The organism is Candidatus Sororendozoicomonas aggregata, assembly GCF_031528575.1.
GTDB classification, from domain to species: domain Bacteria; phylum Pseudomonadota; class Gammaproteobacteria; order Pseudomonadales; family Endozoicomonadaceae; genus Endonucleibacter; species Endonucleibacter aggregata.
This window is the reverse complement of the sequence record NZ_JAVLSP010000090.1, coordinates 1-15,904: the sequence shown is the minus strand read 5'-3', so window position 1 is coordinate 15,904 and position 15,904 is coordinate 1. Positions and strand designations below refer to the sequence as shown.

The 15,904-nt window shown below is 45.6% G+C and carries 14 protein-coding genes; 5 read left to right on the top strand and 9 right to left on the bottom strand.

What is annotated here, in order from left to right:
* Positions 1-127: 127 nt before the first annotated feature.
* The 7 genes from V4C51_RS14495 to cysB form a co-directional block, all read right to left on the bottom strand.
* Entirely contained in the window at positions 128-1,468 is a 1,341-nt protein-coding gene (locus V4C51_RS14495; protein WP_330926900.1) for an ATP-binding protein, read from the bottom strand.
* Positions 1,469-1,556: 88 nt separating this feature from the next.
* Complete coding sequence (locus V4C51_RS14490) at positions 1,557-2,072, bottom strand: hypothetical protein (RefSeq protein ID WP_330926899.1); 516 nt, start codon at positions 2,070-2,072, stop codon at positions 1,557-1,559.
* Between the two features lie 457 nt (positions 2,073-2,529).
* Positions 2,530-2,823, bottom strand: coding sequence for an addiction module antidote protein (locus V4C51_RS14485; RefSeq protein WP_330926898.1), 294 nt, complete (start codon positions 2,821-2,823; stop codon positions 2,530-2,532).
* Positions 2,813-3,118: a type II toxin-antitoxin system RelE/ParE family toxin gene (locus tag V4C51_RS14480; RefSeq protein WP_330926897.1), complete on the bottom strand. Its 306-nt coding sequence runs from the start codon at positions 3,116-3,118 to the stop codon at positions 2,813-2,815. The genes V4C51_RS14485 and V4C51_RS14480 overlap by 11 nt, the downstream gene beginning before the upstream one ends.
* A gap of 243 nt (positions 3,119-3,361) precedes the next feature.
* Entirely contained in the window at positions 3,362-4,147 is a 786-nt protein-coding gene (locus tag V4C51_RS14475) for a hypothetical protein (protein ID WP_330926896.1), read from the bottom strand.
* Positions 4,148-4,453: 306 nt separating this feature from the next.
* Entirely contained in the window at positions 4,454-4,630 is a 177-nt protein-coding gene (locus V4C51_RS14470; protein ID WP_330926895.1) for a Tn3 family transposase, read from the bottom strand.
* 281 nt (positions 4,631-4,911) lie between these two features.
* The gene (gene cysB, locus V4C51_RS14465) at positions 4,912-5,886 is read right to left on the bottom strand and encodes an HTH-type transcriptional regulator CysB (protein WP_330926894.1); all 975 of its coding nucleotides are present in this window, start codon (positions 5,884-5,886) and stop codon (positions 4,912-4,914) included.
* 471 nt (positions 5,887-6,357) lie between these two features.
* On the opposite strand from cysB, the gene V4C51_RS14460 reads away from it, so the two are divergent.
* Positions 6,358-7,428 carry a 3-deoxy-7-phosphoheptulonate synthase gene (locus tag V4C51_RS14460; RefSeq protein ID WP_330926893.1) on the top strand — a complete coding sequence of 357 codons (1,071 nt, stop codon included), beginning with the start codon at positions 6,358-6,360 and terminating at the stop codon, positions 7,426-7,428.
* Positions 7,429-7,481: 53 nt separating this feature from the next.
* Here the strand turns inward: V4C51_RS14460 and V4C51_RS14455 are convergent, their stop codons facing one another.
* Together V4C51_RS14455 and nfuA are read right to left on the bottom strand one after the other, a co-directional pair.
* Positions 7,482-8,036, bottom strand: a complete 555-nt coding sequence (locus V4C51_RS14455; RefSeq protein WP_330926892.1) for a hypothetical protein — start codon at positions 8,034-8,036, stop codon at positions 7,482-7,484.
* A 436-nt stretch (positions 8,037-8,472) separates the two neighbouring features.
* The gene (gene nfuA, locus V4C51_RS14450; RefSeq protein WP_476577896.1) at positions 8,473-9,054 is read right to left on the bottom strand and encodes a Fe-S biogenesis protein NfuA; all 582 of its coding nucleotides are present in this window, start codon (positions 9,052-9,054) and stop codon (positions 8,473-8,475) included.
* A gap of 550 nt (positions 9,055-9,604) precedes the next feature.
* Here nfuA and V4C51_RS14445 point away from each other — a divergent pair.
* The 4 genes from V4C51_RS14445 (at position 9,605) to V4C51_RS14430 (ending at position 15,619) form a co-directional block, all read left to right on the top strand.
* A complete protein-coding gene (locus tag V4C51_RS14445; RefSeq protein WP_330926890.1) occupies positions 9,605-10,819 on the top strand; it encodes a multidrug effflux MFS transporter in 1,215 nt (404 codons plus the stop codon).
* A gap of 230 nt (positions 10,820-11,049) precedes the next feature.
* Positions 11,050-14,745, top strand: coding sequence for a methionine synthase (gene metH, locus V4C51_RS14440; RefSeq protein ID WP_330926889.1), 3,696 nt, complete (start codon positions 11,050-11,052; stop codon positions 14,743-14,745).
* Positions 14,746-15,065: 320 nt separating this feature from the next.
* Entirely contained in the window at positions 15,066-15,341 is a 276-nt protein-coding gene (locus tag V4C51_RS14435) for a CopG family ribbon-helix-helix protein (RefSeq protein ID WP_330926888.1), read from the top strand.
* Positions 15,329-15,619, top strand: coding sequence for a type II toxin-antitoxin system RelE/ParE family toxin (locus V4C51_RS14430; RefSeq protein WP_330926887.1), 291 nt, complete (start codon positions 15,329-15,331; stop codon positions 15,617-15,619). The genes V4C51_RS14435 and V4C51_RS14430 overlap by 13 nt, the downstream gene beginning before the upstream one ends.
* Positions 15,620-15,904 lie beyond the last annotated feature (285 nt).

Sequence of the window (15,904 nt, the reverse complement as noted above, 5' to 3'; positions counted from 1 at the left end):
AGTTTATGATAAATAGCATGCCTCGCAAGGTTCTTGGTGGATTAACACCGCTTGAGGTCTACACTGGGAAGTCTGTTGCACTTATTGCTTGAATCCAGCTTTACTAAACTACAAATTGCTTGCATTTTTAGTTTTGTTTAACACCTTTTGGGATAACTGATTTATGATATCCTAAGTTTTTTGCTGGAGCACGCATATAGCTCTGAATTTCAACTTTAGCTTCCTGACTAATAATCTCCACCCTATTAGCCTCAGCCTGCATACGTATATAACCTCTGAGCACTTTTTCTCGGTATTCATAGTAGCCCTTCTTTTTTCCTTTCTTCAGAATGGCTCCATGACTATCTTTTAACAAATTTCTAATTCTAGAGGTGTATTTTTCATATGGAAGTTCATCAACACCATCAATTTGAGGTACAATATTTTTATACTGACTATACATTTCTTGAAGAGATGCGCCCTGCCATTCATCCGCACAAGTTGACCATACTACATGCTCATAGGCTCTCTCCCTTTGATTAACTGCAAGCTGGTATGGTCTATTTAATTCAGCTTCAATACCAAATATGGCGTCATCTAAAGCCTTATAATAATCATCCCATGAAACAACAATTGCTTCTTCTTCTTTTTCAAAAAGGTGCCAAAGTAGTCTTTCAACTATCAAATGTACGTAGTAAGGATAACCATCACTTACAGCAGCAAGACGAATGTATATTTCTTTTGGAATATCTATGTTAAACGCCTTTAATGCATTGATTGCAATTTCCCATCTTGCATTCCAACTGAGTCTAGGAAGCTCAATCGTTTCAAGTTGTCGTATAGCAGAACGATGGGCACCTAAAATTTCATGCAGAGTGCTACCAACCCCAGTGAAAATAAATTTTAGTTTCACTCTTTTGTCGCCGAGTTGTTTTAGCAAGTCTGCTAATAAATCAACCTCTCCTTCATCCTCTATGCGGTCCACTTCATCAACAACAACGACCGGAGAGCTTGAATGAATACTGGCGACTTCCTTTAAAATCTCCAAAGCATCACTAAGGCCATGTATTTTTGATGCTAAATCTGTGGATGAAACTTCACTTTTCAACGAATATGACAGCCATTTGCATCCAATGTTAGCTTGTTCGGTTATCTTAGACTCTGTCATCCATGTAGCTTTAACCGCTTGAGAAGCTATATTAGCAACAAGTGATTTTACCGTTGTATCTGGCGCACATGATATATCAATATAATCAGAGTCAGAACTCTGCCACAGGTTCGCAGCGGTAGCAGCAAGAGATGTCTTACCAACACCTCGCTCACCGTAAATGAATATGTTTCTCCCAGGCGAATACAGCGCTTTTTCAATCCGATCAAGCTGATCCTGTCGTCCAACCAAATGCTCACATGAGATAATTGGTCCGTTTGGTGAAACCACTTTATGTAGCTTCTCCGCAAACTCGCTTTTTGTATATTCAAATATAGCCATTAATATCCCTAATGAAGAATGAAGCTTGTATACGTGTACAATCACAACACGTCTTAGCCACTACTGAGCATTATCCTAGTATTTATCTTTATTTTGTAGTACTTACAGAGTAAAGCTCTTCCAGTATTTTTTGCTCTGCTATATCATCTGACTCAATATATGCGTATGGCATATCAAGAGTTGAGTGGCGTAGCACAGTGCAAAGCGTTAGCTCTGTTGCTTTCAAGTGCGCTATTCGAGCAGCCAATATACGCCTACCAGAATGGCTGGAAAAGTCGGGAATACCAGCATCCTTACCCCATTGTGTAATCACGGCCTGCAAGGTATCACAAGCCCAGTGGTTTACAATACTTCCGTCTTTCTTTTTTAGGGCATAGCCGTGCTTATTCTCACTCAAAATCAGTTTTGAATCCTTCCGCAGCCCACGGTAATCGTCGCTATTACCGCTCATCATCAACCTTTTTTTAACTCTGAACGCTACATACTCTTCAAGAGCATTCCTGAGTCTTGGAGAGTAAAAGAGGAGAGTCCCAGCCTTTCCGTTTTTACTGTACTTTGCAGGCAAGACAACCTGCATCCTGAGGAAGCCTTCTCGTGTCATCACATGCTTTATTTCAAGCTGTGCAACCTCAGATATACGACATCAAGCCCCAAACAGAAGCCATATGATGAGCCGGTTCCGTTCAGGATTGCGGGTATCACTAGCAACATATAGTAGGCGCTTGAGCTGCTTATCACTGAGAACGGGTGCTCTGTTGATGCCCTGGTTGTTCATCCGCCTCATTCGGCGGACAGCGCATGATTTTTTGACATCCTCCCACTGCTAAAGCAGTGGGAGGATGTCAAACGGGCATACCCTATTTTCATGACAGGCAGCTCCTGATGGTAGGGAATACTCAATCGTTCATGGAAAAGGTAGACGATAAAAAGATAAACGGCTAACTCATACTATTTTGCAAGGCATCCAGTCGGGGCATTCCTCGATGGCCAGCAGTCTGAAAAAACGATCGTTTTTCCAAACTGCTCAATGATGGGAGTGGAGATAATTTAGTTGTTCAAGGTCAGGCTTTTTGTGATTTTGGCGTGATACTAAACCCCAGAGCCTGCATAACGTTCAGGATCGTTTTTAAGGTTGGGTTTCCATCTTCGCTGAATGATCGGTACAGCTGCTCCCTGGAAAGGCCGGTTTGCCGAGCAATGCTGCTCATACCCTCAGCCCGGGCAACAACCCCCAGTGCCTTGGCAATATAAGATGCATCGCCAGTTTCAAAAGCATCGGCGATAAACACCTCTCTGGCTTCCGGGCTGTCCAGTGCCGCAGCGGGGTCATAATCGTATACGGGTTCAGTCATCATTTTTCCTCCATTCTTTTGCCAGTTGTTTAGCAACCTCTATATCTTTGCTCTGTGTGCTTTTGTTCCCTCCACACAACAGAAGAATGATTTCATCCCCCTGTTGGCGAAAGTACACCCGGTAGCCAGGGCCATAATGAATTCTTAGCTCGCTGACACCCTGCCCAACCGGGGAAACATCACCGGGCAGGCCATTGGCCAGACGAAATACCCGAGCCGCTATCATGGCTTTTGCTCGGGAGTCCTTCAGCTTCCGTTCCCACTTACGGTAGGTTTCAGTTTCTTTAATGGTGATCATAAATAAAGTGTAGTGTATAAACTACGCTTTGAAAAGACTATCTATTCTGGGCTACATCATGCGGCTAGCAAGGGGTGGCGTTATTATCACTTAATTCGGGCAGAAAAGGCTGTTTGCAGGCTATTCTCACTTAATTCGGGCACATTCTCACTTAATGTGAGCATGACCATACTCTTATTCTCATTTAATTCGGGCACAAAAGTGCCCTTGTTTGCAGGCAGAACTGATCTTGTTTGCAAGCAGCTACAGATAGCTAACGGCTTTATAACGCTTTTCAACGAGTGATGTCGTTTTTTTAGGCAGTTCAGTAGATTCTAATAAACTCAGCAGCCGTTGCGCGGTTCCTTGCTTGTGCTTCAATCTGTGCAGCCAGTCTTCCAACCAGATCTTTCGTTGGCCTTCATTATCTGGAAATAAGGCATGGGAAGCATCTGATACATATTCAGATAAATGATAAAAATCGAGGATCTGAAAAGAGGTATGCCTTTTTAGGAACAGCCAGTTTTCACGAGCTCCGTCTGCTACTCCAATATAATCAGCTTCAGGATAAAGAGCCTTTACCTTCTGGATTTCTTGTTCAAGTCGACTCAGAAAAGCAGACTTGCCATATTCGGGTGCTGCCGCTGTGTATACCGTGTGAAGCCGGTTCCCTGTGTCATCATACAGGCTTAATGCTCCACACATGGCTTCACGCCACCCATCATCGCACAGCAGCATGCAAGTGCCATCAAGGCCAATAGCAACAGACGACACAGGTACATCAAATTCAGGGAGGTCGTACCCGCTATCTTCATAGGTTTCAGCAAGCGCGCCAACATCATCCGATAACCGTTTGATGTAGGAGCGAGCCAGCTTTCGATTGTGATTAGTTTTCAAGTCTTCCTCAACAGCGGGCGCAGCCATTTTGCTGTATTTCCAGGCCACCATCTTGGCCAGCTTTGGCGTTGCCGAGCCGATAATACCGGCACTTAAGTCAAGAGGTGATAGTGTCGCGCCGCCGCCACTGCCCTGATAGACAGCCCTCTCCACAGAGACCGCCCCGTAAGGGGTTTCATAACATTTAGCAACCTGATGCTTGTAGGAAAGCTTTCGCCCATTTTGCCTTTCTGGACGGGGCTGGATACAATAGAGGCGGTCATTATAATATCAGGCAGTTGGTGGCTATTTTCTGATATCAGAGTAGACACTTTCTGTTCTGTCAACATGGCAATTTATTGTATTAATCAGAAAGAACACCCTAAGGAAAAGCAGATAGCCTGAATCTAACCTGACGGTACAAACAATTTATGTCGTGTAAGTGTCAGGTCAGGTTGTGACTACTACACCTTTGTTGAGTTAGAACTGAACAATACGTCGCAGGTCGTTATCAGTGATATAGCGCAGGATGTATTCCGTTTTAATGATCCTGCCCAAGTTAGTGAATGCCTTAGCCAGCCGGTCAGAAGGAAAATTAAGATCGGTATAAAGAACAAGGGGAAGAACTGTGGCTGGAGTGAAGAATACCTTTGTCATATTCTCGGGCTGATCAAATAATGTTAATGCGTTTGCCCTGACCCGAGTACCACTCGCAGGCCAACATGTCGTTCAAATGAACTGTCTTTACCCAAGAGTTCGTTCTTTTTATATCTGCATCCCTTGCATGACAATAGGATATTCGTCGAATTCACGCTATTTAGCAGGTAAAGAAACTCTCATGCTCAAGAACAAGGAAAATTTACTCAAAGATTGACATGTCTTAAGAAGTTGAAAATATGCAGTCATATGACTGCACTTATCATGCACAAATTATATTTTCAGCAACTTGGTAACTGAAAGTGTGAAAATAACTCATCAAGTTCTGCTTTGTTGTGTCTGCAAATGGCTTCCTGAATAACATCTTTGGTTAAATGAGGCGCAAACTTTTCAATAAAGTCATGCATGAACCCACGCAGGAATGTTCCCCTGCGAAAGCCAATTTTTGTTACACTCGGCTCAAACAGGTGGTCTGCATTCAAAGGGATAAGATCTGAGTCTAAATCAGGGTCATAAGCCATTTTAGCAATAATCCCAACACCTAGATTAAGCCTGACGTAAGTTTTTATTACGTCCGCATCTGCTGCGGTAAAGACCACCTTTGGTGATAACCCTTCATTTAAAAAAGCTTCGTCAAGTTTTGAAGCACCTGTAAACCCAAATACATAGGTTACCAAAGGAAAACGGGCAATATCCTGGAGCGTAAGTTCTGATACCTGAGCCAAAGCATGGTTCTTTGGGACGAGGACACATCGGTTCCAACTGTAGCAGGGCATCATTACCAGTTCATTAAAAAGTTCAAGTGCGTCTGTGGCAATGGCAAAATCCACAGAGCCATCGGCTGCCATTTCAGCAATTTGTACAGGTGTACCTTGATGCATATTTAGTGACACATCGGGATATTGGGATATAAAATCCTTGATGATTGTTGGCAGGGCGTATCGTGCCTGAGTGTGCGTTGTTGCTATAGTCAAACTGCCCTTTTTCTCATCGCTGAACTCTTGTGCAATCTGCTTAATACTTTCTACTTTACGAAGTATCTCGCCGGCAGTATCAATGATTTTTTCACCTGCGGGGGTTACTCGTGTCAGGTGCTTACCACTTCGAGAAAATACTTCTACACCCAGCTCATCTTCCAAAAGGCGAATCTGCTTGCTAATGCCGGGCTGGGATGTATACAGACTTTGTGCGGTTGCTGATACGTTAAGGTCGTGGTGAGCAACTTCCCAGACGTAGCGCAGTTGTTGCAGCTTCATTGATGGCCTCCGATCGAGCTAGGTATTACTGACCAAAAAAAGGGACTGTACTCTCTGGTCTAACCGGAAAGTGACAATGTTCAATTTGTACGTGGGTTGCATCTACGTCCACTCTTAGGACTACTTTCATACATCGACTAGGCTTCTTATAGCTTTAGGCCATATTTCAATGGTTAACATTATTTCTGTCCCTGCCGCCCGTCTGGATGAGCATTGGGGCGAAAGCGTGTGAGGTATACCCAGAATAGTCGATTCCAGCTGAACCCAGTAGCTGGTCGTGAAGATTATAGTCTGATATCAGTAGCTTGTTATGCTTTGATAATGAATTTGTAAAAAATATCCGAATGAAAAGCTGGCTGAATCATTCCTGTTCCGGCCTTTTAGGGCTTGCAGATGCTACTTGCTTTGAATTAAAGTGACCGATCTCCCTTGACGTAAGGGAATGTCTGTCAATATGAGAGTCTGCTTACGATGGCTTTTGCACCCATTGAAAATCTGAATATAACTTCTCAAGATGTGTTGATCTCACCTGAAGCATTGAAAAAAGCCATTCCAGTGAGTGAAGCCGCTGCCCAATCCGTCGCCGAAGGGCGCCAGGTGATTCGTGATATCCTTGATGGGAAGGATCATAGACTTTTTATAGTAGTGGGGCCTTGCTCTATCCATGATGTGGATGCAGCAAAAGACTATGCCATGCGGCTCAAAGCACTGAGAGACGAACTCGGTGATACCCTGTATCTGGTGATGCGTGTCTATTTTGAAAAACCCAGGACAACCACAGGCTGGAAAGGATTAATCAATGATCCCTATCTCAATGACACCTTTAAGATGGAACAAGGGCTTCATATTGGTCGCCAATTATTGATGGATGTGGCTGAGTTAGGTTTGCCCACGGCAACGGAAGCACTTGATCCCATATCACCTCAATACTTACAGGATCTGGTGTCTTGGTCTGCTATTGGCGCACGCACCACTGAATCTCAAACACACAGGGAAATGGCAAGTGGTTTATCTTCAGCTGTTGGATTTAAAAATGGCACTGATGGTGGCCTTGGTGTTGCGATTAACGCTTTGCAGTCGGTTTCCAGCCCCCACCGCTTTTTGGGTTTGAACGGAAAGGGTTGCGTTGCAATCACGCATACATCAGGTAACCCCTATGGCCACATTGTGCTCAGAGGAGGAGATAACAAGCCGAATTATGACTCCGTCAATGTGGCCCTGTGCGAAAAAGCACTGGAAAAAGCCGGTGTTGCCAAAAATATTATGATTGACTGCTCCCACGCAAATTCAAATAAAGATCCTGCATTACAACCTTTGGTTATGGAGAACGTTGCTAATCAGGTACTGGAAGGTAATCGATCGATTATTGGACTAATGATGGAAAGTAATCTCAATTGGGGTAACCAGAAAATTTCGCTAAATCTGGATGATTTAACCTACGGAGTCTCTGTGACTGATGCTTGTATTGACTGGGAAACAACAGAGCGGTCCCTGCGCGCTACACGTGATAAACTTAAAGATGTTTTACCCAGGCGCCGTTAGGGGATTAATACTTTTTTTCTATTCCGATAGACAATAGTCGTTTATCGGAACCGTCACAGAAGCAATTCACATTGCCTATAATCTTCTATCATATCATCAGTATTTTCCGAAGTAGTGGCTGTTAAGGCTACTAAATCGAGGCAAAGCTGGGGGGTATTCTGATGCTTATTAAGCGTGCCGGGCTGATGATTATTTTTTGGCTCTAATGGCATGTTATTAATTCTTTGTATGAGGATTGCTGCACAAATAGGACAAATGGTAGGTACCAACTCATTAGTAAGCACCTTGTAATGGTAGTTACCATCAAGTACTTCTGTACATAACGCAAGATCACTTCTTGATTCTATATCCAGGTTAGCTTCTACCAGATGTCGGTGATTACAGGCATTAACAGTCACAAAAAAGTTTGACAGTATCAGTTGTTTATAACGTTTCACAGTTGTTAGTCTGGGGTCGTCAGGGTCATAAGGGTTGACTTTTTCTCCCTTCCAGAAAGGAAAAAGACAAAATAGCCGTTGTAGAGATTTATGGTTTCGTATAATTATTATCTTTACCGCTAATGGCTGAAAATGCCATAGATGACCGTGGGTTTTTTCATAAATTTCCATGCCCCGTCATAGAATAGCTGGTTCTTAAAGGACTATCTTATTGACTTTTACTTAAGATAATTATAGGTCAACTATTCGCACAAACGTCCGAAATACTCCTAGTGACAGTGCCGCAATTATTATGTAGTTATTATTTAAAACAATACTGTGGACAGTTTTTGATGCTTAAGGCCCACGGCTGCCAAAGGCCCGAAGGTGTATCGTTATTTTATGGTAACTCACGCCTACCGTTGAGTTACTATAAAATCATCCCTTTGAGTTGTAGACCTTGTAGTATCAGACACCAGACTGTCTAAAACTGTCCGCGGTATTGTTAAAAGGAAGGGTAATTTTTTTTGTGATTTCTAAATATGATTGGATAATTTAATATCATTGAAACCCTTATCTCAACTGACGGTATAAACAACCGTCAGTTGCTTCAGACTTCTCCTGATTTTTATTTATAGTATGCATTCTCACGCACACTATGATCCGTTACATCCCTGACGCCTTTTAGCTCAGGGATGGCATCAAGCAATGTTCGTTCAACACCGTCCTTTAATGTCATATCAACCATTCCACAGCCCTGACAGCCCCCCCCAAATTGCAATATGGCAACATCATCATTAATTTCTATTAATGAGACCATTCCACCATGGGAGGCCAGCCCGGGATTGATTTCTGTTTGCAACACATAATTAATACGTTCATTCAAGGGGCTATCCGCATTAACCTGAGGGACTTTCGCATTCGGGGCTTTAATCGTTAACTGACCACCGAGCTTGTCCTCAGCAAAATCTACAACAGCTTCTTCCAAAAATAGCTCACTGCCCGCTTCCACATGGCATGGGAAAGCATCCAGAGGTAGCATCAAGTCGGTTGGCCTTGCCTCTTCGGGTTTACAATAAGCCAGGCAAGTCTCAGCATGGGGGGTTCCTGGCTGACTGACAAATAACCGGACACCTATTCCCTCCACATTTTGCTTAATTAAAAGCTGCTTAAGATAGTTTTGCGCTGCTTCTGTAATCGTAATATTCATCACTGATACGCCTTCAAATGTGTTGGCGTTATTCTAAGCTATTGAGCAGAATCCGAACATCCCTGATTGCCTCCAATGAACGTATCAAATGAATGCCTGTTCCCCATGATTAGCTTTTCACCACCGCTACTGATGCTGCTACTTTTACCGCTACCTTGAACGTCAAATTGTCGAACATTGACTTTCCCGAATAGAAAACTGCCGTCCTTTATGCCAGAATAAAACCCGTAAACCTGACACAAGTCTTTCATTTACCTACGTTATTTAACCTTCGTGGCGCTTCTGCTGAGAAGCCTGTGAAAGACTTCAAAACAGTTAATTCTGCCTGAAAAAAGCACAGTCCTGATCATTGATCTAGTCGGGCTTAAGCTTGCGTGAAATTCAGTAGAGCGAGTCAGATTTTTCGATGGATTTGTGCGAATAGTTGACCTATTTAAGTTAAGCAAATTCATCGGAAAATATGGCCGCTCTTTCTGGATTTCAGGCCGAAATTGCCTTAAGTCCGACAAGCTCCTAGGCTAAGAGCAAATCAAAACCCAAGAACATGTACATGAAACAACTTATCCCGGAGCAGCATGCTCCGCTAGTCCTTGTTATGCTGACTTTATTTGCGGTAATAGGGCCTGTATCCATTGATATTTTTACGCCATCCTTACCCGCCATCACAGAGTATTTTCATACCACAAGCGCGACATCACAGTGGAGTGTTGGCCTGTTTATGGTCGGCTTTTCCGTCTCTATGCTGATTTGCGGCCCACTGGCCGACCGCTACGGACGAAAAAAGACCTTGCTTGGTGGCTATCTTATCTTCCTGTTGGCAACGTTTATCGCCCTGACGACAGAGCATATCCACGTTTTCATTGCCGCACGTTTTTTTCAGGCGGTATTTGGCTGTTTTGGCACAGCAATAGCGCGTACCATTGCCAGGGACTATTACCGGGATAAAAATCAAGTCCGTATACTTGCCTACATTGCTGGCTGCCTGACCATCGCCCCCATGGCCGCCCCTGTTGCCGGTGGATTTATACAGGAGTACGCCGGCTGGCACATGAATTTCCTGACCATGGCCGCACTGGCATTGATGGCAATTGCTGTTCTGCCCCTGCTGCCCGAAAAATACCAACCTGTTACCCCCAAACAACGCACCTCTCCCCTTTCGGCCTACAGAGAAGTTCTCACCAACCGTCACTATCTGCGCTATTGCTTTGCTTCAGGTACGGCTTTTTCCGGTGCCTTTGTTTTCGTTACCGGAGGCGCCTTTGTATTTATTGGCGCGCTTTCTCTGTCACCCACCCAGTACGGCCTTCTGTTTGCCATCGCTATTGCGTCTTTCATGGTCAGTACCCTGTATGCCCCAAAGCTGAGCAAACAATTGGGCTATGACAACTGTTTAAAACTGTCCGCTCTACTGTTACTCACAGGTGCCGGAATAAGCCTGGTATCAGGCTATTTCAGTCAAGGAGAATCAGTGGCTGGGTATATTACCGGTATCTCTGTTTACGAGCTTGGCCTGGGCGTTTATTTGCCCATTTGTCAGGCGCGGGCAACAGAGTCGATGAAAGACAATATTGGTACGGCCTCTGGCCTGCTATTTTTTGTTGAAATGGTATTAGCCAGTATTATCAGTGGTCTGGTCAGTGCGCTGCCGGAGGCAGGCACTACATCATTAGCCATGGTGACTTTCATCATCAGCGTACTGTCTTTGATGAGTTTATGCTTGAAAAAAGCATCAAACCTGCCCAAAAACACCTGTACATCCGCTTAGAGTAGGTGCATTTCAGAAAATACCAGCGGTTCGTCATTCCCGCGAAGGCAACAATCCACCACAACAGTGGCTCCCCGCCCTCGCGGGTATATGACAGCGGTAAAATATAAATTGTCGCTGCTCATTCAACGCAAAGCTGCTCGTTTTCATGTCCAGATCTGGTATATTGACGTCGTTTAAGTATACCATGGCGACCATAAAGTTAACGGGACAGGACTTGCGGTCAGTCAATGAGCGAACGACAACGACACCGGACACACCTGCTTCAGAAGCAGATTCAGCAACGTATTCTGATTCTCGATGGTGCCATGGGCACAATGATCCAGACCCATCAACTTGATGAGCAGGCCTACCGGGGCAGCCGCTTTGCCAGGCATTGCTGTGATGTTAAGGGAAACAATGACCTCCTGAGTCTGACGCAGCCCGATATCATTGAGGGGATTCACCGGGCGTACCTTGCTGCCGGTGCTGATATTATTGAGACCAATACCTTCAATGCCACTACCATTGCCATGGCTGACTACGCCATGGAAGATTTGACCACTGAAATCAACGTTGAAAGCGCTCGCTTAGCACGGGCAGCTGCCGATGCATTTTCAGCAAAAACACCGGATAAACCCCGGTTTGTTGCCGGAGTATTAGGGCCAACAAACCGGACCGCCTCTATTTCTCCTGATGTCAACAATCCCGGTTTTCGTAATGTTACCTTTGACGAGTTAGTTATTGCCTACCGCGAAGCCACCCTGGCATTGATTGAGGGTGGCGCTGATATCATTCTGATTGAAACGGTGTTTGATACACTCAATGCAAAAGCGGCCATTTACAGTGTCAATGCCGTCTTTGATGACCTCGGCTTTACCTTGCCGGTTATGATTTCAGGGACAATCACAGATGCCTCCGGGCGAACCTTATCCGGCCAGACCACTGAGGCATTCTGGAACTCTGTTCGTCATGCCAATCCTTTCTCTGTTGGCTTGAATTGTGCCCTCGGTGCCAGTGAATTACGGCCTTACCTTGAAGAACTGTCGACCATCGCTGATACCTGCGTCAGTGCTCACCCTAACGCCGGCCTTCCCAATGCCTTTGGTGAATACGATCAAACCCCTGAAGAAATGGCTGACATTTTGACAGAGTTCGCCCACTGCGGCCTGGTCAATATTGTTGGCGGTTGTTGTGGTACTACGCCAGAACATATTCAAGTCATCGCTGAGCGTATGGCACGGATAAAAAAACGTGCTGTGCCTGCTCGCCCAGTCGCTTGCCGTCTCAGTGGTCTGGAGCCGTTTACCATTGCCAGCGATTCTTTGTTTGTCAATGTCGGAGAGCGATGTAACGTCACAGGCTCAGCCCGTTTTAAAAAGCTGATTCTGGCAGAAGACTATGAAACGGCTTTGGATGTTGCCCGTCACCAGGTAGAAAACGGTGCGCAGGTCATTGATATCAACATGGACGAAGGCATGCTTGATGCCAAAGGAGCCATGGTGACCTTTTTAAATATGCTGGCCTCGGAACCGGATATTTCCCGCGTCCCTGTCATGGTCGATTCATCGAAATGGGACGTCATTGAAGCGGGCCTGCAATGCATTCAGGGCAAGGGTATTGTCAACTCCATCAGCCTCAAAGAAGGGGAAGCACTGTTCAAAGAGCACGCCCGCCAATGCAGAAACTACGGTGCTGCTGTGGTGGTTATGGCCTTTGATGAAACAGGGCAAGCCGATTCTGAGGCGCGTAAAAATGACATCTGCCAACGGTCCTACGATATACTCGTTCACGAGCTGGGTTTCCCGCCTGAAGATATTATTTTTGATCCTAATATCTTTGCCGTTGCCACCGGCATTGAAGAACATAATAACTATGCCGTCGATTTTATTAATGCCACCGCTTACATTCGGGACAACCTGCCCCATGCGATGATCTCGGGAGGCGTCAGCAACGTATCTTTTTCTTTCCGTGGTAATAACCCCGTGCGTGAAGCTATCCACTCGGTGTTTCTCTACCACGGCATTAAAGCCGGTCTGTCCATGGGGATTGTCAATGCCGGCCAGCTGGCAATTTATGAAGATATTCCAGCCGATCTAAAAGTGGCCGTTGAAGCGGTTGTTCTTAATGAAAGCCCTGATGCTACCGACGCACTGCTCGATATTGCTGAAAAATACCGTGACAGCGGTGGCACTGAAAGACAGAATACAGACGACATATGGCGTGAATGGCCCGTAGAGAAACGTCTGGAACATGCGTTGGTAAAAGGGATTACCAGCCACATTATTGAAGATACCGAAGCTGCTCGCCAGAGCGTCAGCCGCCCCATTGAAGTGATTGAAGGCCCATTGATGGCAGGGATGAACGTGGTTGGTGACCTGTTTGGCGACGGCAAAATGTTTCTACCCCAAGTGGTTAAAAGTGCCCGCGTGATGAAACAGGCGGTCGCTCATCTTGTGCCTTTTATCGAGGAAGAAAAAGGCGGTGATGTAAAATCCAATGGCAAAATCCTCATGGCCACCGTAAAAGGCGATGTGCACGATATTGGCAAAAATATTGTGGGCGTGGTGCTGGCTTGTAACAATTTTGAGATTATCGACCTTGGTGTCATGGTGCCTTGTGAAAAAATTCTGCAAACGGCAAAAGAGGAGCAAGTGGATATTATCGGTCTTAGTGGGCTGATAACACCCTCACTGGATGAAATGGTGCATGTGGCCTCAGAAATGCAGCGACAGGGGTTTACTATTCCTTTGATGATCGGTGGTGCTACCACCTCAAGAGCCCACACAGCGGTAAAAATTGAACAACACTATCAAAATGACCTGGCCATCTACGTCACCGATGCCTCCCGCAGTGTGGGTATTGCCAGTCAACTGGTCAACCCGACACTAAAAACCCTGCTGACCGATAAAACCCGTAGTGAGTACCACAGTATCCGTGAACGCCATGCTAACCGGCATAAGCGCAAGCCTCTGTTAAGCTACGAAAAAGCCGTCAATAATCGCTTTCAACCCGACTGGCAGGGGTATACGCCACCAACGCCCACATTCACCGGTACAAAAACCTTTGACAACTACCCCCTGAAACAACTGGTGGATTATATTGACTGGACGCCTTTTTTTATGACCTGGGATTTGGCCGGTAAATTTCCGGCAATCCTTGAAGACCCGGTTGTGGGAGAGGCGGCCACCCACCTGTATAAAGACGCACAGGTAATGCTGAATGATCTTGTTGCCAACGAGCGCGTCGTGGCGCGGGCAGTGATTGGCTTTTGGCCAGCAGCGCAAGTCAGCCAGGATGATATCGCCATCTACAGTGATGATGCCAGAACACACATTCACACGACACTGCATCACCTTCGCCAGCAGAGTATTCGCCCCGAAGGAAAACCGAATTATTGCCTGTCAGATTATATCGCCCCCACCGAAACAGGTTTACAGGATTACGTGGGAGGATTTGCTGTAACAACAGGGACAGGAGCTGATGAGCTAGCCAGGCAATATCAGGATGACGGCGATGACTACAACAGTATTATGGTCAAAGCGCTGGCCGACCGGCTTGCAGAAGCTTTCGCCGAGCATATGCACGAGCGTGTGCGCAAAGAATTCTGGGGATACTGTATGGATGAACAGCACTCAAACGAAGAGCTGATCAAAGAACGCTACCAGGGTATTCGCCCTGCCCCTGGCTATCCCGCCTGCCCGGATCATACTGAAAAAATGACACTGTTTACTCTGCTCGATGCAGAATCGGCAACGGGCATTTCCCTGACAGAACACTTTGCCATGCTGCCAGCGGCGAGTGTCAGCGGATGGTATTTTTCTCACCCTCAATCCAGGTATTTTGGGTTGGGATTGATTGATCAGGAACAACTGGCCCATTACGCCAGGCGAAAAGGCATCTCTGTTGAAACGGCTGAGCGTTGGTTACGTCCGCATTTAAGCTAAAGGCTGTTTCTTTCGGTGGTAAAATCAATTATCGAAAGCGCGTAAACTCCCGCACTTCTGGAGGGCACTTCTGGAGGGTGTCGCAAAAAGGTTAAATACACCTGTCTGAACTTTTTCTTTCATTCCTGGAAAAGCAGGAGTCCATCGCCGCCGTCACGTCACCCCTTTGTGGGAATGACGAAAGTAGAGGTGATTGCCTGTCTATACCACTTTTGCAACACCCTCTTTGGGGTCCATTTCAAAACGAGGGGTTTCTTTACTTCCTGTTATCGTGGTGTAGTATTAATAGGTAACACCTTTTACTACCAAAGGAGGAAAGGATGGCCACTACTTCAGTAAAGCTTGATGAGGATTTGAAAAGGAGGATTCAGCACTTGGCTGAAACCAAACAGCGATCTGCCCACTGGATTATGTGTGAGGCAATTCGTCATTATGTTGCTTGTGAGGAAAAGAAAGAAGCCTTAAAGCAGGATGCCCTCAATGCCTGGGAAACCTATCAGGAAAATAGCATGCACCTGACGCTTGAAGAAGCAGATGCATGGTTGGCCAAACTTGAAGCCGGAGAAGATGCGGAGATTCCTAAGTGTCACGATTGATATGGTCACCTTCTGCCCTTAGAGATGTTCAGCGGCTCCACCCGTTTCTGGCAAATAAAGACGAAAAGTCTGCCAGCCGTGCCATCAAAACAATCCGTTCCAGCGTGAAAATTCTAGCCCATCAACCTGAAGTTGGTCGGCCTGTTGATGGCATGGAGCCTGAGTTCAGGAAGTGGCTGATTGACTTTGGTAGCAGTGGTTATGTTGCCTTGTATCGTACTGAGAATGCGTTAACAACGTTGCTAGCTGTAAGGCACCAAAGAGAGGCTGGGTACTAATACGCACACCTCTATATGGAGAGGCGCGCCATGATAAAACCTACATTCAAGCGGCTCAATCGCGGTTCAATTGACCCACGCTGGCTAAAGCTAAATCTGGCTAAATTCTTTTTTTTATTAAAGTCCGGCATTTTTTACCAACGCTTTGCCGTTATAAGTTGTATTATAATACGATTTAATCTACTCTAGAACTTACGCATTGACAGCACCGACAAAAAATGGCCTTAACCAGTCTTTTCCCTCTGAGAAGTCCTTTATAAACTCCCAAGTGGCTTCTTTGAGGGC